The sequence below is a fragment of the Sphingobacterium sp. genome, from assembly GCF_032065005.1.
Classification (GTDB): Bacteria; Bacteroidota; Bacteroidia; order Sphingobacteriales; family Sphingobacteriaceae; genus Sphingobacterium.
Genome location: NZ_DAMBMM010000001.1, coordinates 448474 through 474770 on the forward strand (window position 1 = coordinate 448474; position 26297 = coordinate 474770).

Genomic DNA, 26297 nt, shown 5'->3' on the forward strand with positions numbered 1-26297 from the left:
GGCCCTAATCATTATTTACCTTAATTTTCATTATCTTTCCGATGAAAACATTCTCAGTTTTCAATTGTATTGACTTACAGAAATAATTATATGAGCGACAAAATTTTTGACCACTTAATACACGCGTTCGAAGCACCACTAACTAATCCGGTGCTTATATTTTCTCTAGTACTCTTCATTATTTTATTGTCACCCATATTGCTGAGACCCATCAAAGTCCCAGGTATTATTGGACTGATTATCTCAGGGATGATCATTGGCCCGCATGGACTGAACTGGTTGGAAAAGAATTCCGCTGTAGACCTTTTTTCTACCATAGGATTACTTTACATCATGTTTATTGCAGGTTTAGAGCTAGACATGAACGAATTCAAAAAGACCAAGCACAAGTCTGCCATGTTCGGTCTTTTTACCTTTATTATCCCGATTTCCATTGGTTTTCCGGTCTGTTATTACGTCTTGGACTATAGCCTGCTCACCAGTATTTTGATTGCGAGCATGTTTGCCACCCATACTTTGGTTTCTTATCCTATTGTTAACCGTTACGGTATTTCAAAGAACGAGGCCGTTGCTATTACCATTGGGGGAACAATCTTGACTGATACCGCGGTATTGATCATTTTGGCTGTCATCAAAGGTGCCTCACAAGGTGATATCAACAATGAATTCTGGGTAACCTTAGGAATTTCCTTTGCGATTTTCCTATTTATCATGTTCGGCGTCATTCCGAAAATAGCGAAATGGTTCTTTGAAAAGGTGGAAAGTGAAAAAACGGGACATTATATTTTCGTTCTTACCGTGGTGTTCTTTGCGGCTTTCCTTGCCGAGATGGCAAACCTTGAACCCATTATCGGAGCATTCGTTGCTGGATTGGCATTAAATAAACTGATTCCCCATTCATCCGCTTTGATGAACCGGATCGAGTTTATTGGTAACGCAATATTTATCCCATTCTTTTTGATTTCCGTAGGGATGATCGTTGATATTGGTGTGATTACCAATAGCTCGGGATTGACAGTATTTTATGTAGCCGGTGCATTGACCTTGGTAGGTATTGTAGGTAAGTTCTTGGCAGCTACAGCGACCCAGTGGGCGTTCAAATATTCTACCAATGAGAGGAACCTGATCTTTGGCTTAAGTAATGCCCATGCGGCAGCAACTCTGGCTATTATTATGGTTGGGTATAATAATGATATTATTGATGAGAATGTCCTGAATGGTACGATTATGCTGATTTTGGTCAGCTGTATCATAGCATCCATAGTCACTGAAAATGCTTCCAAGAAAATTGTATTGGAAGGAAGACAGCATGAAGAACATATCGAGCATGTGGAAGAGCATGACGAGCAGATCGTCATCCCGATTGCGAACCTGAATAATATGGAAGCAATCTTAGACTTTGCCACTTTAGTCAAATCTAAGAAATCTCCGCATCCATTGAATATCCTAAGTGTCGTGCCGAACGATGAATTGGCCGAAAGAAACCTGCACCAAGCAAGGCAGAACTTGGATAAAATGGCGAGATACGCCTCAGGTTCAGAAACGGAGGTCGAACTGCAGACCAAGGTCGATTTCAATATTGCAAACGGGATCAGTAGGGCATCCAAAGAAGCTTTTGCAGACTGTCTGATCTTAGGTTGGCCTAGTGCAACGAGCTTTGTAGAGAAGATCGTAGGTGAAAAAACTGAAAGTATCCTGAACCGAACAGATTCTACCTTGATGATGTGCAGGATCGAGAAACCGTTCATTACCAATAAGTCCATCACCGTTTTCGTTCCGCCATTGGCAGAATCTGAAGTAGGATTCGCATATTGGATGGAGAAAATGACCAAGTTGGCATCCGAATTGACCCTGCCTATTACCTTCGTATGTAATCATAGGAGCCACCAGGCCATCATCCAAATGTTGGATTCCCTGAAATCTAGTGTTCCCGCAACTTTTGAGCACTATGAAGATTGGGACAATATCTATGGATTGGCAACATTTAGCAATGCCGACTCGATGTTAGTCTTTGTTTCTGCTAGATATGGTGATGTTTCCTACCGAGATTCATTGGACGGACTTGCAAAGAGAGTAGGGAAGTACTATAAAAATCAAAACTTACTATTGATCTTTCCTTCTCGACTTGAGGACCAACATATTGATGAATACGAAGATATCCAAACTGCGCCGATCTTTAGAAGGATCAGTCGTGAAATTGGGAATATGTTTAGTAAAGATAAATAACAATAAATCAGATTATTATGTCAGATAAGATCAGTATAGATTCAACAGGTAAATTATTAGTTCCCGATCAGGTTACCATACCATTTATTATCGGCGATGGAATCGGTCCTGATATTTGGAAAGCTTCAGTAAGGGTTTTTGATGCAGCAGTTCAAAAGCTATATGCTGGAAAGCGTAAAATAAATTGGAAAGAGGTCCTTGCTGGAGAAAAAGCTTTCAATGAAACCGGAAGCTGGTTGCCAGAAGAAACCTTGGATATTTTCAAGGAATACTTGGTTGGAATCAAAGGACCATTAACCACTCCAATTGGAGGAGGTATTCGTTCCTTGAATGTAGCATTGAGAAAAGAGTTAGATCTATATGTTTGCCAACGCCCTACAAAATGGTATGAAGGCGTTCCTTCACCGGTAAAACATCCCGAGAAAGTGGATATGGTTGTATTCAGGGAGAATACAGAGGATATCTATGCAGGAATTGAATTTGCTGCAGGAACCGCTGAATCCAAAAGGATCCAAGATTTTCTAAAGAATGACTTAAACGTCGACTACAACTTCAGCAACAGTACTGGGGTAGGCTTGAAGTTTGTCTCTGAAGAAGGTTCAAAGCGACTTATCCGTGCGGCAATTGAGTTTGCATTGGCAGAAGGACGTAAATCAGTAACGCTGGTCCATAAAGGTAATATCATGAAATATACTGAAGGAGCCTTTAAAAACTGGGGTTATGAATTGGCAGAAAAGGAGTTTTCCGACAAAGTCTATACTTGGAACCAATGGGAACAGACCAAGGCTAAGGATGGTCAGGATGCTGCAAATGCGGAGCAGAAAGCAGCTGAACAAGCCGGTAAACTGATCATCAAAGATATTATTGCCGATAACTTCCTTCAGCAGATCCTGTTGGCTCCACAAGATTATGATGTGGTTGCAACGCTGAACCTGAACGGAGATTATATTTCAGATGCTTTGGCTGCCATGGTAGGAGGGATTGGAATTGCTCCCGGAGCGAATATTAATTTCAAAACCGGACATGCTATCTTTGAAGCGACACATGGTACGGCACCAAGGTTCGCGAACACCAATACCATGAACCCTTCATCCGTAATCCTTAGTGGGGTGATGATGTTGGAATACATGGGCTGGATAGAAGCAGCGGATGCAATTGTTGATGCATTGGCTAAAACCATCAAGGATAAAACGGTTACCGTTGATTTCTATAACTTGATGGAAGGCGCAACACTTCTCAAAACATCGGAATTCGCAGATAAGATCATCGAAAAGATTTAGTACTTTGCATTTCATGCATAAAAGCTGAACTTTACAAGGTTCAGCTTTTTTTTGAACCAATATTTATGCAAATATCAGATATCCCAAATTTTATCAGCTCATCAGGCATCTTCAATGTGCAGGAACTTGAACAATTGGCCAGTATTAAAGAAATCCCTACAGACGGAGAAATCGACAGCTTCAAATACGAACCCGAAATCCAGGAACTATTAAACGCCTTTATCGGTGATGAAAGCACCCGCATAACACATCAACTCCTCCAAGCCAAAGAATTCCTCAATCAAGGAAGGGTAGAAGAGGCATGGAAACTCATGCTGCTATAAAATAGAAAAGAGTGGAAGGATTCCACTCTTTTCTATTTTATAGCAGCAGTATTGAGATTTGAGTATTGAGATATTAACCGTGTCAACTATATCTTAAACTAATACATAAGACATTAGAATAAAGACATTTGTCCATCCCTGTGCCGCCTCTAATCGCGGGTTTCTATCTCATATCTCACATCTCAATACTAAATACTAAACCTCAAACCTATCAGCATTCATCACTTTGGTCCATGCTTTCACAAAATCCCTAATGAATTTTTCTTGTGCATCAGCACTTGCATAAACCTCAGCTACGACGCGTAGCTCAGAGTTGGATCCAAAGACTAGATCGGCTCTAGTACCTGTCCATTTCGGTTGGCCAGTCTTGCGGTCTGTACCAATGTATAGTTCTTTGTCCTCCGATGCTGCTTTCCAGGCAGTATTCATGTCAAGCAAGTTCACCAAGAAGTCATTAGTCAATTGGCCTGGACGATTCGTGAAAACTCCATCTTTAGAACCATCGAAATTAGTATCCAATACACGCATACCTGCCAAAAGAACGGTTAATTCAGGAGCTGTAAGATTCAATAATTGAGCTTTGTCGATCAATAATTCTTCAGTACTTGAAGTGTATTTTCTTTTCTTGTAATTTCTGAAACCATCAGCGATAGGCTCTAAGTACCCTACAGATTCCACATCGGTCTCCTCTTGGGAAGCATCCATACGACCTGGAGTAAATGGAACTTTAACTTCGCTTCCAGCATCTCTAGCCGCTTTTTCGATACCTGCATTACCTGCAATGACAATCAAATCCGCTATGGATACCTTCTTGCCAGAAGTTTGCGCCTGGTTGAATTGTTCTTTGATATTTTCCAATACACCCAATACCTTGTTCAATTGTGCTGGATTGTTTACTGCCCAGTCCTTTTGAGGCGCTAAACGAACACGAGCACCATTAGCACCACCGCGTTTGTCAGAACCACGGAAAGTAGAAGCCGAAGCCCATGCTGTGGAAACTAATTCAGAAACGCTTAAACCAGAAGATAACACCTTGTTTTTTAGGCCTTCTACATCCACTTCGTTAACCGTTTCATGGTTAAGTTCTGGAATCGGATCCTGCCATAGGAATTCCTCAGCAGGTACATCCGGACCTAGATAGCGGGAGCGAGGCCCCATATCCCTATGGGTCAACTTAAACCAAGCTTTTGCAAATGCATGCGCAAATTCATCTGGATTCTCTAAAAACCTACGTGATATTTTTTCGTAAGCAGGATCAACTCTCAAGGAAAGATCCGTCGTCAACATCGTTGGCTTACGTTTTTTATTAGGGTCAAATGGATCAGGAATAACATCATCAGCATCTTTTGCTACCCATTGGAATGCACCGGCAGGACTTTTGGTCAATTCCCACTCATAGCCAAAAAGGTTTTCAAAGAAATTATTACTCCATTGTGTCGGCGTTTCTGTCCAGATTACTTCCAGGCCAGAAGTGATTGCATCTGCTCCAACTCCTGAATTATAGGTACTTTTCCAGCCTAAACCTTGATCTTCTAAACCTGCAGCTTCCGGTTCCTTGCCTACATGGTCCGCTGGACCGGCACCGTGGGTTTTTCCGAAGGAGTGACCACCTGCGATTAGCGCAATGGTTTCTTCATCGTTCATCGCCATACGGCCAAAGGTATCACGGATATCTTTCGCAGCCAATAGTGGGTCAGGATTACCATCTGGACCTTCTGGGTTTACATAGATCAATCCCATTTGAACTGCTGCCAATGGATTCTCCAGATCCCTGGAATGTACATCACCATCCGCTTTTTCTTCACCCGATAGCACACCATGGTCTTTATCTACGATTCCTTCAGAACCATGCGAATATCTTACATCGCCACCTAACCAAGTATCCTCAGATCCCCAGTATACATCCTCATCGGGTTCAAAGGCATCCACACGACCACCTGCGAAACCAATGGTTTTGAATCCCATAGATTCCAAGGCTATATTTCCGGTCAGTACCAATAAGTCTGCCCAAGAAAGTCTCTTGCCATATTTTTGTTTGATTGGCCACAATAATCTCCTTGCTTTATCCAAGCTCACGTTGTCTGGCCAGCTGTTCAAAGGAGCAAATCGCTGCTGTCCTGTTCCAGCACCACCACGACCGTCACCTACTCGGTAGGTACCCGCTGAGTGCCATGCCATACGTATGAATAAACCACCGTAATGACCAAAGTCGGCAGGCCACCAATCCTGCGAATCGGTCATCAAAGCATGTAGATCCTGTTTTACTGCCTCTAGATCCAATTTCTTGAACTCTTCTGCATAATCAAAATCTGGATCCATAGGGTCAGATAGATTTGAATGCTGACGCAATAAACTAACCTTTAATTTTTTTGGCCACCAATCTGAAATTGTGGTTCCTCCGCCCGCAACCGTCAGATTCTGTTTAGCACTTCCATTATGAAATGGGCATTTGCTGATGTCATTTCCATTTTCCATATCTCTGATTTTATTTACTATATAATATTTAAGTTAAATCGTATTTATTTGAACATCAAGGTTCATGGGCAGAATTACTCTGCTCCCTGCTGTATATTTAACTAAAGATAGATAAATAAAACCTAAGATTGCCATCTGTACTGATAGATTTTATCTATGTAACATCAATGAAAAAATTAACAGATTGACAGGAATTTTAATATAGGTAAACTTTGGAAAACACACTCAATAAACGATCAAGGATATCAGATAAGAATAGAGGGTGACATCAGGAAGAATCCATGTGGAATTAGATCTAAAGCTCAGGATAATATCATATCCAAAGTTGTCTCATCTATTGACGAATATAGAAAACTAGCAAATACTCCATATCAAAATCAAAATATTATATGCGCTTTTATCGTTAGTTTATATGCAGGTTGTCGATCTTTTGACGTTAAGACCTTGAGATATGGTGATATTGATTATGGAAACAAGATATTCCGTGTACAGCAGGAAAAGGTAAAACACAGTTGTTTAAATGACAGGGACAAAACCCCCGATTAGTACTGCTCCATGTAACTAAACTAAAAGTTATGAAAAAGAAAACAATTATTATTGTGCTTGTCACTATTCTCTTGATTCCCAATTTACCTGTAATCAATAAGTATGTTGCTCATCAACTGGATGAAGGGCATTTCAGATATGCTAACTTAGATGGGTCGTATACAACGACACAGCATTTTTCATTTAAAAGCCCGGCGTTTTCAATGTTTGGATTTAATCAATTTATTATAGAAACATCCCCAGCCAAAGAAAATCAAAAGCTGTACCGACTGTACAAAATTAATCCACTATGTTTTTGGAGATGGAACAATTATCTAAAAAAATCTATTCATTATGAATATAAGGATTGGGAAACTATCGAAATGAACAGGCAAAAGAAGGGGATAGCTACCAGCTCGACCTGGCAAAAATTCTAGCATCTTCATAAACAATATGAGGAATAAGAATAGCAGGTTCAGGTCTAAATACTAAACCGATATATGAATTTTGAGATTTATAACTGCGTGGAATAAAAATTAGTAAGACCACAACAATTTCCGATTGAAGCATATTATGTAATTACCAAAAAACATAGCTTATGGAAAAATATTGTGGTCTTGATGTACATAAAGGTAGTGTTTTTATGTGCATTCTAAATGAGAACAATGAAAAGTACGAAGAAGTTTTCGGCACGCTTACCCCTGAGCTTGAACGGCTTCGGGATGCCCTGGTCGACCATGGGGTTGGTCAGGTTGCCATGGAGAGTACCAGCATCTACTGGTACCCCGTCTGGCGAGTACTGGAAACGGACTTTGATGTCAAGCTGGTCAACCCTTTGTTCATCAAACAGCTTCCCGGTCGGAAGTCCGATGTAAGGGATGCCAAGTGGATTGCGACAGTCTTGATGAAGGGGCTGGTTCGCGGGAGCTTTGTTCCCCCTGGAATTATCCAACAGCTGCGGATGTATAACCGCAAGATCATCAACCTGAGCAAGGACCTTCGCCGGAGCGAACAGGGAATGGACCTGGTTCTTCAACGGTGCAACATGCGCCTGAGCAACTACCTCTCGGATATCGGGAGCAAGTCAATGCGCAAGGTAGCCCAATCGATCGCCCAGGGAGATTTCCGTCCCGAGCACCTATTGGGCCTGGTGCATAAACGGATCATAACCAAGCATTCCGCGGCAACTATCCATGCTGCCCTGTGCGGACACTTTACACCCGGGGACCTGGACATGCTCAAGTTGACCATGCAGGAGATCGACTTCCTGGAAAACCAGATATCCTTCTGCAAGGCCAGGCTGTTGGAGAACTGCAGGGACTATTTTGGACTCCAGATGGAACTCATGGTGACCATTCCCGGGGTACAGGAACACACTGCTGCCAGTATCATTTCCGAAATAGGGACAAACATGAACTTCTTCCCATCAGCTTCAGCACTGGTTGGCTGGGCTGGACTTAGACCGCGGAACGACCAAAGTGCGGGTAAGATCAAGGGAAGAAAGACCCTGCATGGAAACAAGTACCTGCGCCTGATGCTCGTGCAGTCTGCCTGGGGAGCATCCAGGACCAAGGGAAGCCCCTTCATGGCACGATACCAAAGACTGAGGAAAAGGATGCACCACAATAAAGCATTGATCGCCAACGCCAGGAAACTCCTGGTGGTGGCTTGGAACATTTTAGCCAAAAAGGAACCTTATTTTGCCAAGGCAACTTAGGATATCCTTTTAAAGGAACGCACCAAGACCCTAGTATTTATGGTGGCTCGACCCCGATTTCTAAACTGGTATATAGGTCTGTTCTGGCAAGAAATTGCGTGTGAGAATAATAGCTCGAAGAGGAAATTATTATTATTTATAGAACCGGAAATAGGGGAAAACCCTGTTAGGGGAACCTTTTTGTGAGTATATTTGAAACAAGCCTCTAATAAAATGATTAAAGGCTTATTCGAATATTATTTATAGAGGAAATACTCAATACTTATATACTAAAAAAGCCGCTTATTGCGGCTTTTTTCTGTACCTAGGGCGGGAATCGAACCCGCACTCCCTTAACGGGAACAGGATTTTAAGTCCTGCGTGTCTACCAGTTCCACCACCTAGGCAACTGAGCGAAAGACGAGATTCGAACTCGCGACCCCAACCTTGGCAAGGTTGTGCTCTACCAACTGAGCTACTTTCGCTTGACGTGGTGCAAATATAGAGAGAAAATTGAAATCCTAAAATTATTTTTTCAAAAATATTTCATTAATCCTCCAATCCATTGTCTTTCAGTATCTCTAAGATCAAATTATTTTCATAACCCCGACCTAAGGCATATTGATAGAGTTTATTTCTATGTTTATAGGGGTCTGACTCTTTAATTAAGGCCGATTTCTTCTCCAAGATCAACCTCAATTTCTCAAAATAATCGTTCGGGTCGATCTCCTTCATCGCAATCTTGATCAAGGGAGCTGAAACCTGTTTCAATTTCAATCCCTGCATGATCTTGATGCGGCCCCAACCTTTCATCCTAAACTTTCCCAGGACATAGGCCTTCGCAAAACGCTCCTCATTGAGGAAATTATTTTCAATTAAGTAGCTGATAATATTTTCAACATCCTTACTGTGTAAACCCCATTGGTATAATTTGTCACGAACTTCCTGTTGGGATCGCTCTTGATAGGCACAATAGGATTCGGCTTTCCGCTTGGCTTCCAGGGGAGTATAGGTTCTCTGTTTTTTTATAGGATCATCCATAATGCAAATCTTCAAAAAATGATGAACTTTTAAAAAAAATGATGAACTTCGTTCTTTATTTGCAGAATCATGTATACTATTAAATTTATTTGCGAGGAATTAAATATAAAACCTTTGATATCAAATGATTTAACGTCTAAAATCAGCGAACTAGTATACGATAGCCGTAAGGTAAACAATCCTGATGAATCTCTATTCTTTGCCCTAAAAGCCACTCGTGATGGTCATGATTTTATTCCAGATGCCTATAAGAAAGGGATCCGTAACTTCGTTGTCTCCCATTCCGTAGCCTTTCTGGAGGATAAAAGCGATGTCAATATCATTCAGGTCAACCATGTATTGCATTTCATGCAAGAACTGGTTGCTTACCATAGAAAGCAATTCCATTACCCGATAATAGGTATTACCGGCAGTAATGGTAAATCCATAGTCAAAGCTTGGTTATTTCAGCTGCTGATTCCCGAAAAGAAAGTTTACCAAAGTCCCAAAAGCTATAATTCCCAACTTGGGGTCGCATTATCCTTATGGAACTTGGGACCACAATATGATCTTGCCCTAATTGAAGCTGGAATCAGTGAACCCGGCGAAATGTACAGCTTACAACAGATGATCCAGCCTAATATTGGGATTTTTACCAATATTGGAGTGGCCCATTCCCAAAATTTCGCTAGTAAACAAGAGAAATTAAAGGAAAAAATGAAACTTTTTTCCGAGGTGGAAACCTTGATCGCTGGCTCTGAATATATCGAAAGAGAACTTACCGATCCTAAAATCCGCTTAGTAACCTGGGGAAGAACGGATATGGATCAGATCCAATTGATCCATGAAGAGATCCATAGCCAGCTCAGTAAACTAAAAATCAGGATAGGAGAGGTTATCTGCATATGTCAGGTTCCTTTTACCGACCGCGCATCCATCGAGAACATAATGAGCTGTATAGCTTGCATGTATTTTATGGGTTATGATCCAGAGACCATCGTCGAAAGGATCCAAAACCTTAAGCCTTTGGAAATGCGGTTGCAATTAAAGAAAGGGATCAATAATAGTTCGATTATCGATGATTCCTATTCCAATGACCTCGCATCTTTAAAGATTTCCCTAGAGTTTTTAAATCAACAGAACCAACATAGCTGCAAATCGCTCATTCTTTCTGAAATGGAAGGATTGGCTGAAAGTGAAAAACTACAGCAAAAACTGATTGCCCTGCTGAATTCTTCCCAACTCCAAAAGTTCATTTGGGTTGGAAACAGATACCCATGGTTAAAGGATATTGAAATAGATCTGCTTCAGGACTATTCCAGTACTGAAGAATTTCTGGAACATTTGACTGAATTGGATCTCAGTAATGAAAGTATCCTGATCAAGGGTGCGCGGAAATATCAATTCGAACGTATAGTACAAAGACTTGCCCTAAGGTCCCATGGGACGGTTTTTGAGATCAATTTGAATGCGATTTCAAACAACCTGATGTTATATCGCTCGTTGATTCCAAAGAACGTCAAGCTGATGGCCATGGTAAAAGCTTTCTCCTATGGCAGTGGAAGTTTTGAAGTGGCAAATCTCTTGCAATTCAGCAAGGTCGATTACCTGACTGTTGCCTTTGCAGATGAAGGCGTGGAATTAAGGACTGCCGGTATCGCTCTACCGATCATGGTCTTAAGCCCAGATCGTGATACCTTCCAATCCTTGATCCAGCATAATCTGGAACCCGAAGTCTACAGTATGGATTTTCTGGATGAGTTTTTAGAATTCCTGAAGGAACAGAACATCAGCGATTTCAAGATTCACCTGAAATTGGATACCGGAATGCACAGGCTTGGCTTCTTTCCTTCGGAGATCCCAGCAGTGCTGGAAAAACTTAAGGGCCAGAATCAGGTCAAGGTGCAGTCGTGTTTTACGCATTTAGTGGCATCAGGTGATCCAGGCCAAGATCCATTTACCGAATCACAGATCTCAACCTATCTAACTGCAGCAAAGCAATTGGAAAGTGGATTGGGCTATACCTTTATAAAACACGTAGCAAATACCTCGGCGATTGTCCGTTGGCCACAGGCACATCTGGATATGGTCCGCTTGGGTATAGGGCTTTACGGTGTGGATATGGATAAGAACCTGCCTTCCCTTGAACAGGTCAGCTGTCTCAAGACTACCGTGACCCAAATCAAGGAATTACCGGCAGGGGAGACCGTTGGTTATGACCGAAAAGGTATCCTATCCAGGGACAGTAAAATCGCTACGGTAAAAATCGGTTATGCGGATGGTTATTCCCGCCGATTTGGTAATTCAGTTGGAAAAATGCAAATTAATGGTTTCCTTGCACCCACAGTCGGCAATATCTGTATGGATATGTGCATGTTGGATGTCACTGGACAACATGTTCAGGTAGGAGATGAGGTCCTGGTTTTTCCAAGCATAGTGCAAGCAGCCTCAGATATCGGAACTATTCCATATGAACTGCTGGTCAATATTTCAAGTCGAGTAAAAAGAGTCTATTATTACGAGTAAAATGATAACTAAATTTTTTCAACAATTCTTTTATTACCTCATTAAAGGAACACTGGTCGTAGCACCTGTTGCCGGAGCGATTTTCGTGATCGTTTGGTTGGTGGCGACATTGGATGGCGCATTAAATATTACCGAACATTTTTTGGTTGATGAAACCGGAAAACCGCTTTATATACCAGGATTAGGTATTGTCTCGGTCATTCTCCTATTAACATTGATAGGTTTTATTTTTACGACGTTGGTTACTGCACCTATCCGGAATTGGTTGAGCAGGACAATCAGTAAGATCCCTCTGTTCAATACCTTATATTCTTCCATCAAGGATTTTACGGAAGCCTTTGTGGGGGATGCCAAAAAATTCAATGAACCCGTTTTGGTTGAAGTAAACGAATTTGGCCTTAAAAAAATTGGTTTCTTGACCCAAAAAGATTTACATATCATCAATCTCCCAGGTGAAGTAATCGTCTATTTTCCTTATTCCTACTCCGTAGCCGGACAGGTCGTGGTTGTTGCCTCGGAGAAAGTGACCAAGTTGAATATTTCCGCTACTGATGCCATGAAATTAGTGGTTTCTGGTGGTGTAAGCGGTTTGGAAGGAAAGAAGGATTCTAAAAAAGAACAGAATTAATAGAAGACCATGTTTTGGAAAAATAATTCAAAAAACATAAAGGAGCTGGAATACAAACTCTTGAATTCAGATGCTGATCTTAGTTTTTTGAATGCGCAGACCGAACGGGAACTTTCGAAGCTTTATTACAACCAATCGACCGAGGATGGAATCCTGAAAAATAGATACCAGGAATACCAACAGGATGTATTGACCATTTCAAAAAATACCAAACACTCGGTAGAAGATGAAATCAAACTGCTCTCAAAATTTATTGAACTATATACCGAACTTTCCAGTTCCGAACATTACCATAAGGTAGATATAGCTATTGAAGATGTTGAGGCTAAAATACCAGCATTGTTACTTTTTCCAATTGTGCAGAATGCAATGGTCAATGGATATAATAGCATGCAGAATTTTCCCATGAAACTAAAGTTAAAGGTCAAGGAACAACAGCTAAGTTTGGAGGTCAGTAACCGGGTAAACCATTACCTTAGCAATCAGGCCGATGATCCTAGGATCAAACAATTGGAAAGTAGGTTGTTCTTGGAGTATCCCGAAGATTACAATCTCTTTATCAATAGCAATTCCAATCTCTTTAAAATTACCCTACTGATAAAGCTTAAAAGAGACTGATAACATTTACTCATACAAAAAAGAGCAATCAATCTGATTGCTCTTTTCAAGTTAAATTAATCTGTATATATCGAAGTTTTAGTCTCTTTTACAATTGGCTGTCCAAGTTTCACCTTCATCAGTAGTATATCCAATTGTCAACTGATCAGCATCAATGGAGATCAGTCCAAATGTTCCGTCTTCTAAGAACAGTTTATTGTTATCCCCTTTTTGCATCTTAACATTCAAGATATCTGGAATGTCACTATCAAAGATAAAGGAGTAATTAGAACCACCTACTTTGGTCACTGTTACTTTACCTTCTGTTGGAGCTACGTTTTTCTCACTATCGTTTTTGTTAACATAACTGATGGTTCCTTTGTATTCATCCACAAATATGTCGTTATCTACAGGATCATCGTCCTTTGAACATGCAGAAACTGCGAACAATACCACAAACAATAGACTCAGTAATTTCATTGATTTTTTCATAGTGCAAATTATTTTATCGTTTTTCTATAGTTTATCACTACACTATGACCAAAGGATATGCCAAGCAAGCTGCAACATAGCTGTTACAACATTATTTTAACATAATTTTAACATTCCTTAACCTAATGTTTCAAATAGGTTTAATTGGGGATTTTGTTGCTTTTTGAAGTGTGAGAGGTCATATTCAAACATACTTTGGTTCAATTTATTCTTCTTGCAATGAAGTCTGAAATTATTTCGGATGATTTCAGCAATCTGTCCTGTTCCTCTCATCCTGTTTCCAAATTCGCTATCATTAACTTTACCGTTGTGGCATGCTTGTATACTGTGCCAAATCTTGTTTGCACGGTCTGGATAGGCTTTGTTCAACCATTCTTCAAAGATCTTTGAAAGTTCACCATTTAAGCGTACCACGGTATAGCCTGCCCATTGTGCACCTGCATCAGCAGCTGCTTTTAAGACCTTGGGTATTTCATGGTCCGTAAGCCCTGGTATGACCGGAGCACACATGATCCCAACAGGAATGCCATTTTTCGAAAGGGTTTCGATCACTTTGAGCCGTTGTTGGGCAGTAGCTGTCCGAGGTTCCATTTTCGATCGGGTCTCCTTGGTCAAGGAGTTGATGGAAACAAAGACCATACAGATGTTTTTCTGGGCCATCTCCATCAAGATGTCCAGATCACGTAAAACTAGGCTGTTTTTGGTTATGATTCCGACCGGTTGACCATGTTCCAGCGAAATTTTTAAGATAGCTCTGGTGAGCTTAAATTTACGTTCTAGGGGTTGGTAACAATCTGTATTGCCAGATAGCGAAATAGGGGTTCCGTCCCAATTCTTTCGGGTTATAAAATCGCGGTACAGTTTCGGACTGTTGGACTTGACTAAAATCTTGCTTTCAAAATCAAGACCAGCACTGTAGCCCCAATATTGATGGGAGTTTCTGGCATAGCAATAGATGCAACCATGTTCACAGCCCTGATATGGATTGGCTGAATATTCCATCCCCACATCTGGACTGCTTACCTTGTTGACTATGGTCTTCGGGTGGATGATCGTAAACTGGGTATTCGGAATATCCTGTTCCCAATCATCGATCCCTTCTATATGATCTTGTGTATAACTAAGCTTAGAAAATACATTGTGTATATTCTTTTGCGCACCTCTACCTGAAATAAATCCATGTTCCATCTCACCAATATTTTTACTAAAATACTAAAAATATTAGCAAAATAAAAAATCTCGTTTATTCTTCTACGGGTTCTAATACCGTGGCTTCCACTTGTTTGATCTCTTGTTCATCAGTTTTTGCCTTTAAATAATTATGGATTTCGATCTGGGACCTACAGATTGGTTCATCGTTGCGGACATACTCATTGTTCTGTTTATTGTTCAGGACCCTAGCCTTGACATTATCGCGCAATTGGATTTCGAGCATATCCAAAAGCTCATGTTTTAGCTTTTTACTGCTGATCTTAACTGCAGCCTCGATGCGATGATCGAGGTTTCTGGTCATCAGGTCAGCTGAAGAAATATAGGTCAGTTCCTTTCCGGCGGCATAAAAATAGAATACGCGGGCATGTTCCAGGAACTCGTCAACAATGCTTATTGCATTATATGGAACTGCAAATTTTCGCTGGTTCACTGCACAGAATATCCCTCTAACAATTAAATCCACCTGAACTCCCGCAGAAGAAGCTTCATAGATCTTTTTGATTGACTCCTTGTCACTCAGTGAATTGATCTTAATGATAATTCGTGCTGGCTTTCCTGCCTTTGCCTCTGCAATTTCCTTGTCGATCAGGGCGGATAATTGCGATCGCATATCATAGGGACAGATCATCAGATGTTTATTGTGATGGATCTGTTGTTCTATAGGAACCTTAGGTTTTTGCAAAGCATTGAAAATCTTGTTGATGTCAGCCATTACACCTTTGTTGCTGGTCATCAGGCAATAATCTCCATATAGTTTGGCTGTTTTTTCATTGATATTACCCGTGCTCACAAAACCATACTGAATGGTCTTGTTCTGCACCCTTTTTTTGATGATACAAAGTTTGGCATGTACTTTCTTGTTTGGCACTCCAACCAAGACTTTCACTCCCTCCATCTCGAAGCGTTCCTTCCATTCCAGATTATGCTCTTCATCAAATCTTGCGCGTAGTTCCAGCATAACCGTAACTTCCTTGCCATTTCTTGCCGCATTGACAAGGGCATTGGCAATCTTGGAATTGCTGGCCATCCTATAGATGGTAGTCTTGATCGATTTGACATCAGGGTCCATGGCCGCTTCACGCAATAGATCAATCATCGGACGGAACTCATGGTAAGGGAAGGAGAGAAGGACATCTTTCTTCTGTATAATATCGGTCACTCGGTCTAGACCCGTAAAATCGGGATGTTCAAATGATCGGCGTTCTTCCGGTTTCTGGTAGGACTTGAACACATCTGGGAAATCCATGAAGTGTTTAAAGTTATGGATCTTCTGACCTGGAATGATGGAGTCCTTCTTGCTGAAATTCAATTTCTTGATCAATAGATCCAATAGCTTAGGGTCCATTTCCTGATCGAAAACAAATCTGGTCGGTTTGCCCTTCCTTCTGGTCTTGATTCCTTTACTGATTTTATCCGCAAAGGAAGTGTTGACATCGTTATCCAAATCAAACTCGGCATCTTTGGTCACCTTAAAGGTGTTTGCCACAAACTCATCAAATCCAAAGTAGGAGAATATATAGGGTAGGTTTACCTTGACAATATCCTCCACCAGGATAATGTCCTTTTGGTTTTTTGACGAAGGCAAGATAACAAACCGCCCCAGTTGACGGGATGGTAGTTCGATAATGGCAAATTTGGTGTCATATTGCCAATCATCTTTGTACATGGCAATCCCTAGGTATAGACTTTTGTCCCTTAAGTAGGGCATAGGCTTACTTTCATCCAATATCAAAGGAATAATATTGGTTTCCACCTCTTCATCAAAATAATTCCTGACAAACTTCAGCTGGGTCGGAGTTAAGTCCTCTGCAGATTTGATATAGACCTTTTGTTTGGCCATTTCTCGCTGCACTTGGTTCCATATCTTGTCAAACTTCCGCTGTTGTTTGATCACGATTTCCGTAATCTTCTCCAGGATGATTGCTGGAGCTTTGTAGAAATAGCCATTGGACTCCTTCGTGTTTATTTCAGCAGCCCTTTTAAGTGCGGCCACCCGAACCCTGAAAAATTCATCGAGGTTATTGGAAAAGATTCCCAAAAACTTAATTCTTAAATGTAAGGGGACTGTTGGGTCCGCAGCTTCTTGTAAAACGCGACCATTAAAACTTAACCAACTAATATCTCTCGGGATAAACTTGCTTGCCATTTCTCTATCTATCATCATAGCTCAAAGATGTTCGAGCTTTATTTGGTAAAAGTTAATAAATTAATATCAAATTATTAAATAATCAGAGAAGACAAGAGATATTAATTTAATCAAAGCCTGCCTACCAATTTATCCGCTCTAAACTTGATTTTTATAACTTTTTGCCAGATTTTCGCTTGAACTTTTTATGTATTTACAGATTAATAATTACCTTCAATTAATTATCGGTTAAAATTAGTTAAAATAACTGTAAATAATAATTAATAAATAAACTATTTGATAACATTCTGATGGATTGGTTAATAGTTTTTGGTTATCATAGGGAGGAATTACAGCTGTCAAAATAAAAGAGCATCCAAGTTTTCTTGGATGCTGTCATTACTACTATAATCGCAATAAATAAAATGCAATTTAACAACAGCTATTTTCCTGCATCCTTGCATTAAAGAATGGCTCATCCCCATCCAATAAACATCTTTAGGTTAAATTATTGTTTGTTAAATATTTTATTTTTATAAATTTAAAAATAAATAATTATAAAAGAAAAAATATTTACGTAAAACACAAAAGCTGCAATGGCTTAACACTGCAGCTTTTATGGTTTTATTTTTTGATGGTTTATTTGCTTACTCCTCGACGACTTAAGATATTGATTGCTTCATATTTACTGTTGTCATAATGAGGATCTTCCAGCTGAAGGCTGGTTGGATATGGCTTACTCTTGTCAAAGAAATAAATCTTTGTTAAGCTGCCATAATCATTCACAGGGAACAAATCTGCACATTGATCATATTGTGCATTCAACTGATCTTTCACTGTAACAGCATAGATCCTGATAATCCCACCCTTATTGTTTTCATTGCGCACAAAGGCTACCTCTTCAAATCCGCCGGGTAAATCCTCAATGGAAGGCTGGGAATAGGCATCATATATGAAATAACCCAAAATCAAGATCAAGGGTATGGCAATAAACCAAATTTTCTTCTTTTTTTTCTCCATTATAGCGTGATCTTAACGCCTAAAAGCTTATAGAATTCCTTGAGGATGTTCTGATGGCCAGGCCATGCTGGTGAGGTAACGAGATTTCCGTCAACTACTGCTTGGTCTGCAGGAATGTTTTTCCAAGTGCCACCTGCTAATTCGATATCCGGACCTACGGCTACATAAGCCGTTAATGTCCTTCCCTGCAATACTTTTGCAGCGGTCAAGACCTGTATACCATGGCAGATTGCTGCAACAGGTTTGTCTTTATCAAAAAAGTCTTTTGTAATCTCCAGTACACGCTTATTTAAACGGATATATTCTGCCGAACGTCCGCCTGCAATATACAGTCCGTCATAGTCATCGGTATTGATCGAATCAAAATCTTTGTTGATTGCAAAGTTATGTCCTCTCAATTCCTTATAAGTTTGATCTCCCGTGAAATCATGGACTGCTGTAGGGACCACATCGCCTTTTTTACGGTCAGGAGCTACGGTATCTACTTCGATTCCAACAGACTCCATTGCTTGAAAAGGAACCATTGCTTCATAGTCCTCTACGTAATCACCAACTAATAATAATACTTTCTTTGCCATAATATTGAAAATTTAATTTTACTGTTGTTCTTTATTGATAATCTCAGCCATCAGCCGTTTTGTCTTTCTGACTTTTGCCTCCAATTGGCTCCTCAATACATTGCTTATTACACCTTTACCTTCCTCAAAGTTTTTGCTGAATTCAGGCAAGGAGAAGGTCTCCAACACCTGGGCAGCATCCCTTGGCATCCGGGCTTCTGCAATTTCCAAAACGGACTGCCCGCCACGGGCACCCTGACTGGTCGCTAACAGAAAAACAGGTTTATCAGAAAAAACCTTTCTGCCCTTGATCCTTGAAATCCAATCGATCAGGTTCTTGTAACCCACATTATAATTGCCATTGTTCTCTGCAAAAGAGATGATTATAAAATCCGCCCAGTCTATATGGGCAGCAAACTTGGTCGCTGCATCGGGAATGCCGATCTCTTTCTCCAGATCCTTTGAAAATAAGGGTAATTCAAAATTGTTGATATCTAAAACAAGGATCTCATCATCAACTTCCTTATAATACTTACTTACACTGTTTACTAATTTTTTATTGATTGAATCTGAACTATTGCTAGCTCCAAAAGCCAATATTTTCATATCCATAAATTTAAGGAATATGTACGAGAATTAGCAGGGAAGGTTGAGATATTAACCAAATATGACATTGAAACTATTGCCGATCAAGGATGATTTTGTCATTTTTTGGCACCTTCATAAAATTTTATTTTGGAAGTTTGTACAGGTATTTCTGTCGAGTTTCGTTTTACCCTCATTCGAGACATATTCGGAAAATTCGGAATATGTCTCGAATGAGGTCAAATCAAAGTCGCTAAAATTTAGATGGAAGATCCAGGACTATTTTGCTGTGGATCCTGAAAATCAGTAGGCATAATTTCTGTAAATCAGGTTAGTTTAATGACTAACTGAAATTTTATGTTTTTGCAAAAGCCCCGGTAAACTGACCAAGCTAAATTTAGCAGCCTTGATTTTGTTTTGGTCTGGATCCAGCTGTAGGTTTTGAGATCCTCGGAAATCAACTTTTTCAAGATTGCTATTGAAAAACTGGCTTCCACCTAGATCTGAACCCTCAAAACTGCCATTGCTTAATTGGGCATTTTCAAAATCTACCTGCTGCAACCTGCAGTTTATGAATTTTGTCCCTTTGATATTGCAATTGAAGAAGGAGCTGTGGTCTAAGGTACAGCCTTCAAATTGCAATTGCAGGTTAAATGGATTGGCGCTGTCAAAACGCATCCCCAACAATTTGCAGTCTTTGAACTTGCAGTCCTGGAAACTGGTTTGCTCTATCTTAGATAGGGAAAGATTGCACTCGGTAAATATACAATCTATAAACTTAACTTCGTTCAGGTTCAGGCCTTCAAAATTGCACTGTTCAAACCTGCAATATTCATACTCTGCCTTTAGAAAGGTGTTCTCTTGATAGTTGATGTTTTTGAAGGTCTGATCTTCAAGGTACTCCATGCTTTATTAAATTTTTATTAAATCAATCGTTAAGGATCTCTTTACGGATTCGGCTTAGGGAACTGTCTGTTACCCCGAGGTAAGAGGCTATATATTTGAGTGGAGCCTGCTGGATAATCTGCGGCTTTTCTTCCATCAGGTGCAGATAACGCATCTTTGCAGGTTCGGTGATCATCTCGGTTGCCCTTTTCTTGCTGAGATAGAGTTCAAATGCCATCCATGCCCGGCCCCATTCGCGCAAGGCAGGAATCTTATGGAAAAGATCTTGAAAGGTTTCATAATCGATTTTCCATAAACAGCAATCGGTAAGGCATTGAATGTATTCTTGGGTCGGTATTCTTTGGAAAATAGATGCCACTTCGATGACTACTTCGTTTTTACCGGAAAAACCGGTCGTTATTTCATTTCCATCATAATCATATAGATAGGTGCGTACGAGACCGTCCTCCAAAATATAATATTCATTGGCTACCTGACCTTTTTCTAGGATTACAGCTCCTTTGGTCAAGTGTATTTTTTCATGAGCATGATAAATCTGATCTAAATCTGCTGCTTCTAGTAGTGGATGTTGATAGGCGTATTTTAATACTTCCATTGTTGGAAATTTATTCTACCAATATAAAGAAAAGCCTTGATAACTAAAATGGGTCTTTGACTTCAAATTGGACCAAGGATTTGGTCAGGGGATGAACGAATTGAATAAATGCGGCATGTAGGTGCAGGCGATCGGCACGCTTCCCATAGAGATCATCGCCGATTATGGCGCAGTTTAAGCCCTTTTGGTGCGCAGAGTGTACCCGTAATTGATGAGTCCGGCCTGTCAAAGGAAAAAAATGGATCCGCGTATTATTCCCTTCAATGCTGACTACTTTATATTTCGTTTGCGCAGGTTTTCCATGTTCGTAACAAACCACCTGCCTTGGTCTATCATCCAGATCGACACGTAATGGTAGGTCAATCAATCCTTCTTTCCCTGAAATAAGCCCATCCAATAATGCCGTGTATCTCTTCTTAACGGTATGTTTGATGAATTGATCCTGAATAAACTGATGGGCATCCTTGCTTTTGGCTAAGACTAGGATTCCAGAAGTGGACATATCCAGGCGATGGATAATCAAAGGGCTATCCATTTCTGGATATCTGTTTTGGATTCGGGTCTGTACACTGTCCTTCACATTGATCCCGGGAACCGAAAGAAATTCTGCAGGTTTGTTGACCACTATGATGGCTTCATCCTCAAAAATGATTTCCAATTCCTTGTCAGCAGCTGGGTTTTCAAGCATAGGGTTATCATCCACATTCAATCCAAGGAGCATATGTCCTAAGATGGGTTCACACTTGCCACGGCATGCCGGATAGTAGTTTTTGTGCTTGCGGACTTCCAGGTTAGGCGAGGAGCCCCACCAAAATTCAGCCATACAGATCGGTGTTAATTGATGGTTGAAGGCATACTGCAGTAATTTCGGCGCAGCGCATTCACCAGCACCAGCAGGAGGCTGGATATTTTTGCTTTCCGTAAATATCGCAAGGACCGATTTGGATTCCTTTCTGGCATTCAAGAAGTGGTATTGATCAAAAAGTTGGTTTTGAAGGTTCGAAGACCTTGTCCTACGTTCGGACTTGAGTTCTTCAATTTGATCGAGGATATGGTTCAATGCATCCTCTGCCAGCTTGATTTGCTGTGTAGACTTTTCCTTTTGCACATCATAATGATGTTGATCTCTATAACTTTGTTTTATTAAGTCCTCTAGAAGTTCCTGGTATGCTTGTTCAGGCAGACAAGGTTGCTGGGCAATCCTTCTTTCTTTGCGTTCCGCCTTGTTCTTCTTATGCAGTTTCCGCAGCTCTGATAGGATCTGTTCCTCATGTTTTTTGCATTGGACCAAGTTTTCCCTCAGCTCCTTTAATTCCGCCGACTTTTGAAGTAGCTCTATGTTTCTATTGATCTGGTTGATGTGCTCCTCCTCCCTCAGAAAAAAACCTTCGGGATCAAGCATATCGAAAATAGGAGGAACAAAGTACCTATGCTTATTGCTGCCGGCCATTTTTCCCGAAACTGCGGCTAGAAAGCCCAGATTCCCTTCTTGATCCTGCACAACCAGGACACCGAACATTTTTCCGATGACCAATCCTTCTTGACCATCCATCAATCCGAAATTATGAATAAAATCATTTTGGCCGGCTAAGTATGTTTGTACTTGCTCAGCAGCCAATATGCTCAGTTCATGCGGGTCATAACAAAAAGGAAAGGTAAACCGCAATGGAAGTTCAATTCCTGTTGTATCTTTTTGAAAATGATGGAAGTAGGGGACTGAAGTAGACATTCTTAAATTTTGCAAAGGACAAAAATAATAATAGTTCGCATAAGGCAAGGATTTATCGACTTTTTTATGACAATAAACTCCCTGAAATCGGCCTTAATCACTCAAAAAATGGCTATATTGTTAATGTTAAAATTAGAAAGCTCATATGGAGAAATCAGTACAATTGGCCCATTCCGATTTACATATCGTACCGATAATTTTCGGTGGGAATGTCTTCGGATGGACTTTGGATGAACAGCAGTCCTTTAAGATCATGGACAGTTTTGTGGATATGGGATTTGATGCCATAGATACGGCAAACAACTATTCACATTGGGTTCCAGGAAACATAGGTGGCGAGTCTGAAACCATTATAGGAAATTGGTTCAAAGAAAGAAAAAATAGAGATAAAATTGTCTTGATGACTAAAGTAGGTGGGCGTTTTGGCTATGATAGCCAGAAAAATACGAAAGCCTCCTACATCAAGGAACAAGTTGAACTGTCTTTAAAAAGACTTCAGACCGATTATATCGACTTATATCAGACGCATTATGATGATACCACCACTCCGGTTGAAGAGACCCTAAGGGCATACGACGATTTAATTAAAGAAGGAAAGGTAAGGTACATCGGAGCCTCGAATATTTCCACGGACCGTCTGATCGAGAGTTTAGATACCTCTTCCAAACTTTCTTTGCCGGCCTATATATCTTTACAGCCTGAATATAATCTATATGATCGGGAGAAATATGAACGTGAGTATGAAGCTACCGCTAAGGAGTATGGTCTAGCGGTTATTCCTTATTATTCCTTGGCCAGTGGATTTTTATCAGGGAAATACCTAACGGATGATGATTTTTCGAAGTCCGCAAGGGGAGAGGGTATTGAAAAACGCTATTGGAATGAACGCGGAAAAAGGATTGTCGCGGCCTTGAACGAGGTAGCCTCAGCATACAGGACGTCTGCTTCTTCAGTTGCCTTAGCTTGGTTATTGGCCCAACCAACCATTACAGCGCCAATTGCCAGTGCTACGAAAGATGCCCATTTACAGAGTTTTGTTGCTGCTCTCCAACTGAGGTTGGGCGATGAAGCCATTGAAAAACTAAATGACGCAAGTCGTTATTAATATATACATAAAACATAAAATTAAAAGCTATGAAAACAGATATCGGAATAAAAGAACAAGACACTAAAGTAGTTGCAGGAATTTTGAACAAACTTGTGGCTGATGAAAATGTACTCTATACCAAAGTCAGGAATGCACATTGGAATGTGGAAGGTCCAGACTTCCACGCCCAGCATATCTTCTTTGAAGAGCTCTATTCGGAATTGGCTGAAATAATCGATGAGGTTGCAGAGCGGGTTCGCGCCATCGGACATTATGCCGTAGGTACGCTTAAAGAATTTCTGGAACTTACCCAATTGACTGAAATGAAATATAAAAAGAATGATAGTCAGGGTTTTATATCTGAATTATTAAATGATTACGAGAGCTTGATTATCTCTTTGAGGGAAGATATTAAGTTAGCTGAGGAGCATAATGATGCAGGTACAGAAGACTTTTTAGTGGGCTTGTTGGAGAAACATGAGAAAACTGCCTGGATGCTGAGATCGCATTTGAGATAAGCAATACTAGAACAGCTCTGGGGCATTGGAATCCAGATCGACAATTTTTACGAAAGCACCCTTTTGGGGTGCTTTTTGTTTTTTGCTGTTATTTCTTAGATATTTAGTTTAGAATGGTTAATTTCAAAAAATTATTCTCCGCTGGATCAAATGATAGAAGAATTAATAGAGTTTCTTGGAAAACAGAATGCTGTAGTTGCTGCATTATTTGCTGGATTGTTCACTTGGGGGGTAACAGCCTTGGGAGCCGCCAGCGTATTTATATTTAAAGGGGTAAATAAAAGATTGCTGAACGGCATGCTCGGATTTACGGGTGGTGTAATGATTGCAGCAAGTTTCTGGTCACTATTGGCGCCAGCCATTGAAATGACCCCCGGAGAAGGTTTCAGCAAGGTCATGCCTTCGGCAATAGGATTTGTGCTGGGAGCACTTTTTATCTTTGGATTAGATAAACTGATGCCCCATCTTCACCTTAATTTCTTGAAAACGGAAGGTCCAAAATCCTCCTTGCACCGTACTACCTTGTTGACCATAGCGATTGCCTTACATAATATTCCCGAAGGATTGGCGGTCGGGGTTCTATTTGGAGGTGCCGCCTCTGGAATTCCAGAAGCAAGCATCACGGGGGCGGTCTTGTTGGCCATGGGGATCGGGTTACAGAACTTCCCTGAAGGTATTGCAGTATCGATGCCCTTGCGCAGAATGGGCCTGTCTAGATGGAAAAGTTTCCAATACGGACAGCTTTCAGCGGTTGTAGAGCCAATATTTGCCGTTCTAGGAGCCTTTGCCGTTGGCTTTTTTATGCCAGTTCTTCCCTATGCACTTTCTTTTGCCGCCGGAGCCATGCTGTTCGTCGTTATCGAGGAGGTTATCCCTGAAACACAACAGGAAGAACACTCCGATATTCCGATCCTGGGATTTGTGTTGGGCTTTGTCGTGATGATGATGTTGGATGTGGCGTTGGGGTAGATAAGACATTAGACAGTAGACAGGGTGTTACGCTTGGTTGGGCTGTATTGCATACAACCGCACCATACTAACCTAAATTAACATCAATTCTCATTAAGGAAATTCCTCAATTTTCAAATTTTCTTGCGTATAAATGCATAAGCGAAAAGCCAACGGAGTTTCATCATTTTATTTGTTATGCTGCGGGACGAAGTATTTCGGAGAAATGCGAACCTTCAAAATCAAGAACAACCAAGCTAGCATTGGCGTACAGTTCCTTGACCTTCGGTCAAGGATGACAGGGTCGGTGGGAGGAGAACCGTACAGATTCTTCACGAATTGTTCAGAATTGTAAGTTCGCTGAAGAGGGATTCAGAGTGCAACGAAGAATCTATTGTTGTTTCTTATGAGGATTTTGGTGTTTGTGAATCGTGAGATGAGCAAACTATTCACCCTGCTACGCAATGTCATAAAGTTTATTTTTTTCTGTCATTGGTAGGAATAAAGCTCGGAGAAATGCGAACCTTCAAAATCAAGAACAACCAAGCTAGCATTGGCGTACAGTTCCTTAACCTTCGGTCAAGGATGACAGGGCCGGTAGGAGGAGAGCCGTACAGATTCTTCACTAATCGTTCAGAATTGTAAGTTCACTGAAGTGGGATTCAGAGTGCAACGAAGAATCTATTGTTGTTTCTTATGAGGATGTTGGTCATTTGGAATCGTAAGATTAGCAAACTATTCACCGAGCTAGGCAATGTCATAAAGTTTATTTTTTTTCTGTCATTGGTAGGAACAAAGCTCGGAGAAATGCGAACTTTTAAAATCAAAGACAACCATCATGGTATTGGCGTACAGTTCCTTGACCTTCGGTCAAGGATGACAGGGTCGGTGGGAGGAGAGCTGTAGAGATTCTTCACGAATTGTTCAGAATTGTAAGTTCGCTGAAGTGGGATTCAGAGCTCAGAGAAGAATCTATTTTTTTAGTCATACTGAGGTTCATCCGAAGTATCTCGGTACTATAAAAGAATTAGGATTGACGTTTAGTGTGTCAATCTTAGATAGTTTGAATTAGCGTACAGTTCCTTGACCTTCGGTCAAGGATGACAGGGTCGGTGGGAGGAGAGCCGTACAGATTCTTCACGAATTGTTCAGAATTGTAAGTTCGGTGAAGAGGGATTCAGAGCTCAGAGAAGAATCTATTTTTTTAGTCATACTGAGGTTCATCCG

Annotated in this window: 24 protein-coding genes and 2 tRNA genes; 13 read left to right on the forward strand and 13 right to left on the reverse strand. The window is 40.6% G+C overall.

The genetic code is table 11. The features are described 5' to 3' along the window. The first annotated feature begins 90 nt into the window (after nucleotides 1-90). From RT138_RS01905 to RT138_RS01915, 3 genes are all read left to right on the forward strand, one after another. Nucleotides 91-2226 (forward strand): cation:proton antiporter, encoded by a 2136-nt coding sequence (locus RT138_RS01905; protein WP_254527281.1) that lies wholly within the window; start codon nucleotides 91-93, stop codon nucleotides 2224-2226. A gap of 17 nt (nucleotides 2227-2243) precedes the next feature. Next, nucleotides 2244-3506, forward strand: a complete 1263-nt coding sequence (gene icd / locus RT138_RS01910) for an NADP-dependent isocitrate dehydrogenase (RefSeq protein WP_313189288.1) — start codon at nucleotides 2244-2246, stop codon at nucleotides 3504-3506. Nucleotides 3507-3571: 65 nt separating this feature from the next. Beyond that, on the forward strand, nucleotides 3572-3829 hold the full coding sequence (locus RT138_RS01915) for a hypothetical protein (protein ID WP_313189289.1): 258 nt from the start codon (nucleotides 3572-3574) through the stop codon (nucleotides 3827-3829). A gap of 195 nt (nucleotides 3830-4024) precedes the next feature. On the opposite strand, the gene katG is transcribed toward RT138_RS01915, so the two are convergent. After that, complete coding sequence (gene katG, locus RT138_RS01920) at nucleotides 4025-6304, reverse strand: catalase/peroxidase HPI (protein WP_313189290.1); 2280 nt, start codon at nucleotides 6302-6304, stop codon at nucleotides 4025-4027. Nucleotides 6305-6879: 575 nt separating this feature from the next. Here katG and RT138_RS01925 point away from each other — a divergent pair. Together RT138_RS01925 and RT138_RS01930 are read left to right on the forward strand one after the other, a co-directional pair. Next, on the forward strand, nucleotides 6880-7266 hold the full coding sequence (locus tag RT138_RS01925; protein WP_313189291.1) for a hypothetical protein: 387 nt from the start codon (nucleotides 6880-6882) through the stop codon (nucleotides 7264-7266). Nucleotides 7267-7427: 161 nt separating this feature from the next. Beyond that, nucleotides 7428-8546 carry an IS110 family transposase gene (locus RT138_RS01930; RefSeq protein WP_313189292.1) on the forward strand — a complete coding sequence of 373 codons (1119 nt, stop codon included), beginning with the start codon at nucleotides 7428-7430 and terminating at the stop codon, nucleotides 8544-8546. A 301-nt stretch (nucleotides 8547-8847) separates the two neighbouring features. Here RT138_RS01930 and RT138_RS01935 read toward each other — a convergent pair. The 3 genes from RT138_RS01935 to RT138_RS01945 form a co-directional block, all read right to left on the reverse strand. Then, nucleotides 8848-8932, reverse strand: a tRNA-Leu gene (locus tag RT138_RS01935). 5 nt (nucleotides 8933-8937) lie between these two features. Further along, nucleotides 8938-9010: transfer RNA gene (locus RT138_RS01940), tRNA-Gly, on the reverse strand. 64 nt (nucleotides 9011-9074) lie between these two features. Further along, on the reverse strand, nucleotides 9075-9566 hold the full coding sequence (locus RT138_RS01945; protein ID WP_313189293.1) for a regulatory protein RecX: 492 nt from the start codon (nucleotides 9564-9566) through the stop codon (nucleotides 9075-9077). Between the two features lie 69 nt (nucleotides 9567-9635). Between RT138_RS01945 and RT138_RS01950 the strand changes: the two genes are divergently transcribed. The 3 genes from RT138_RS01950 to RT138_RS01960 are packed head-to-tail and all read left to right on the forward strand — an operon-like array spanning nucleotide 9636 to nucleotide 13317. Then, nucleotides 9636-12071, forward strand: coding sequence for a bifunctional UDP-N-acetylmuramoyl-tripeptide:D-alanyl-D-alanine ligase/alanine racemase (locus tag RT138_RS01950; protein ID WP_313189294.1), 2436 nt, complete (start codon nucleotides 9636-9638; stop codon nucleotides 12069-12071). A gap of 1 nt (nucleotide 12072) precedes the next feature. Further along, nucleotides 12073-12699, forward strand: a complete 627-nt coding sequence (locus RT138_RS01955; RefSeq protein WP_313189295.1) for a DUF502 domain-containing protein — start codon at nucleotides 12073-12075, stop codon at nucleotides 12697-12699. 9 nt (nucleotides 12700-12708) lie between these two features. Then, nucleotides 12709-13317 carry a hypothetical protein gene (locus tag RT138_RS01960; RefSeq protein ID WP_313189296.1) on the forward strand — a complete coding sequence of 203 codons (609 nt, stop codon included), beginning with the start codon at nucleotides 12709-12711 and terminating at the stop codon, nucleotides 13315-13317. A 78-nt stretch (nucleotides 13318-13395) separates the two neighbouring features. Here the strand turns inward: RT138_RS01960 and RT138_RS01965 are convergent, their stop codons facing one another. The 9 genes from RT138_RS01965 to RT138_RS02005 form a co-directional block, all read right to left on the reverse strand. Then, complete coding sequence (locus RT138_RS01965; RefSeq protein ID WP_313189297.1) at nucleotides 13396-13788, reverse strand: hypothetical protein; 393 nt, start codon at nucleotides 13786-13788, stop codon at nucleotides 13396-13398. Between the two features lie 117 nt (nucleotides 13789-13905). Next, nucleotides 13906-14976 carry a PA0069 family radical SAM protein gene (locus RT138_RS01970; protein ID WP_313189298.1) on the reverse strand — a complete coding sequence of 357 codons (1071 nt, stop codon included), beginning with the start codon at nucleotides 14974-14976 and terminating at the stop codon, nucleotides 13906-13908. 55 nt (nucleotides 14977-15031) lie between these two features. Beyond that, a complete protein-coding gene (ppk1, locus tag RT138_RS01975; RefSeq protein ID WP_313189299.1) occupies nucleotides 15032-17164 on the reverse strand; it encodes a polyphosphate kinase 1 in 2133 nt (710 codons plus the stop codon). Nucleotides 17165-17764: 600 nt separating this feature from the next. After that, nucleotides 17765-18145 (reverse strand): hypothetical protein, encoded by a 381-nt coding sequence (locus RT138_RS01980; RefSeq protein WP_313189300.1) that lies wholly within the window; start codon nucleotides 18143-18145, stop codon nucleotides 17765-17767. Continuing rightward, entirely contained in the window at nucleotides 18145-18723 is a 579-nt protein-coding gene (locus tag RT138_RS01985) for a DJ-1/PfpI family protein (RefSeq protein ID WP_313189301.1), read from the reverse strand. Before RT138_RS01985 ends, RT138_RS01980 begins: the two co-directional genes overlap by 1 nt. Nucleotides 18724-18741: 18 nt before the next feature. Further along, the gene (locus RT138_RS01990) at nucleotides 18742-19308 is read right to left on the reverse strand and encodes an NAD(P)H-dependent oxidoreductase (RefSeq protein ID WP_313189302.1); all 567 of its coding nucleotides are present in this window, start codon (nucleotides 19306-19308) and stop codon (nucleotides 18742-18744) included. A 315-nt stretch (nucleotides 19309-19623) separates the two neighbouring features. Continuing rightward, nucleotides 19624-20193 (reverse strand): pentapeptide repeat-containing protein, encoded by a 570-nt coding sequence (locus tag RT138_RS01995; protein WP_313189303.1) that lies wholly within the window; start codon nucleotides 20191-20193, stop codon nucleotides 19624-19626. A 22-nt stretch (nucleotides 20194-20215) separates the two neighbouring features. Further along, entirely contained in the window at nucleotides 20216-20788 is a 573-nt protein-coding gene (locus tag RT138_RS02000; RefSeq protein ID WP_313189304.1) for a Crp/Fnr family transcriptional regulator, read from the reverse strand. Nucleotides 20789-20831: 43 nt separating this feature from the next. Next, the gene (locus tag RT138_RS02005) at nucleotides 20832-22517 is read right to left on the reverse strand and encodes a pseudouridine synthase (RefSeq protein WP_313189305.1); all 1686 of its coding nucleotides are present in this window, start codon (nucleotides 22515-22517) and stop codon (nucleotides 20832-20834) included. A 145-nt stretch (nucleotides 22518-22662) separates the two neighbouring features. Between RT138_RS02005 and RT138_RS02010 the strand changes: the two genes are divergently transcribed. The 5 genes from RT138_RS02010 (at nucleotide 22663) to RT138_RS02030 (ending at nucleotide 25715) form a co-directional block, all read left to right on the forward strand. Then, entirely contained in the window at nucleotides 22663-23622 is a 960-nt protein-coding gene (locus RT138_RS02010) for an aldo/keto reductase (RefSeq protein WP_313189306.1), read from the forward strand. Between the two features lie 29 nt (nucleotides 23623-23651). Continuing rightward, nucleotides 23652-24122, forward strand: coding sequence for a Dps family protein (locus RT138_RS02015; RefSeq protein ID WP_185212218.1), 471 nt, complete (start codon nucleotides 23652-23654; stop codon nucleotides 24120-24122). A 150-nt stretch (nucleotides 24123-24272) separates the two neighbouring features. Next, nucleotides 24273-25091 carry a ZIP family metal transporter gene (locus RT138_RS02020; RefSeq protein WP_313189307.1) on the forward strand — a complete coding sequence of 273 codons (819 nt, stop codon included), beginning with the start codon at nucleotides 24273-24275 and terminating at the stop codon, nucleotides 25089-25091. A gap of 133 nt (nucleotides 25092-25224) precedes the next feature. After that, entirely contained in the window at nucleotides 25225-25425 is a 201-nt protein-coding gene (locus RT138_RS02025; protein WP_313189308.1) for a hypothetical protein, read from the forward strand. A gap of 161 nt (nucleotides 25426-25586) precedes the next feature. Beyond that, a complete protein-coding gene (locus RT138_RS02030; protein WP_313189309.1) occupies nucleotides 25587-25715 on the forward strand; it encodes a hypothetical protein in 129 nt (42 codons plus the stop codon). Nucleotides 25716-26297 lie beyond the last annotated feature (582 nt).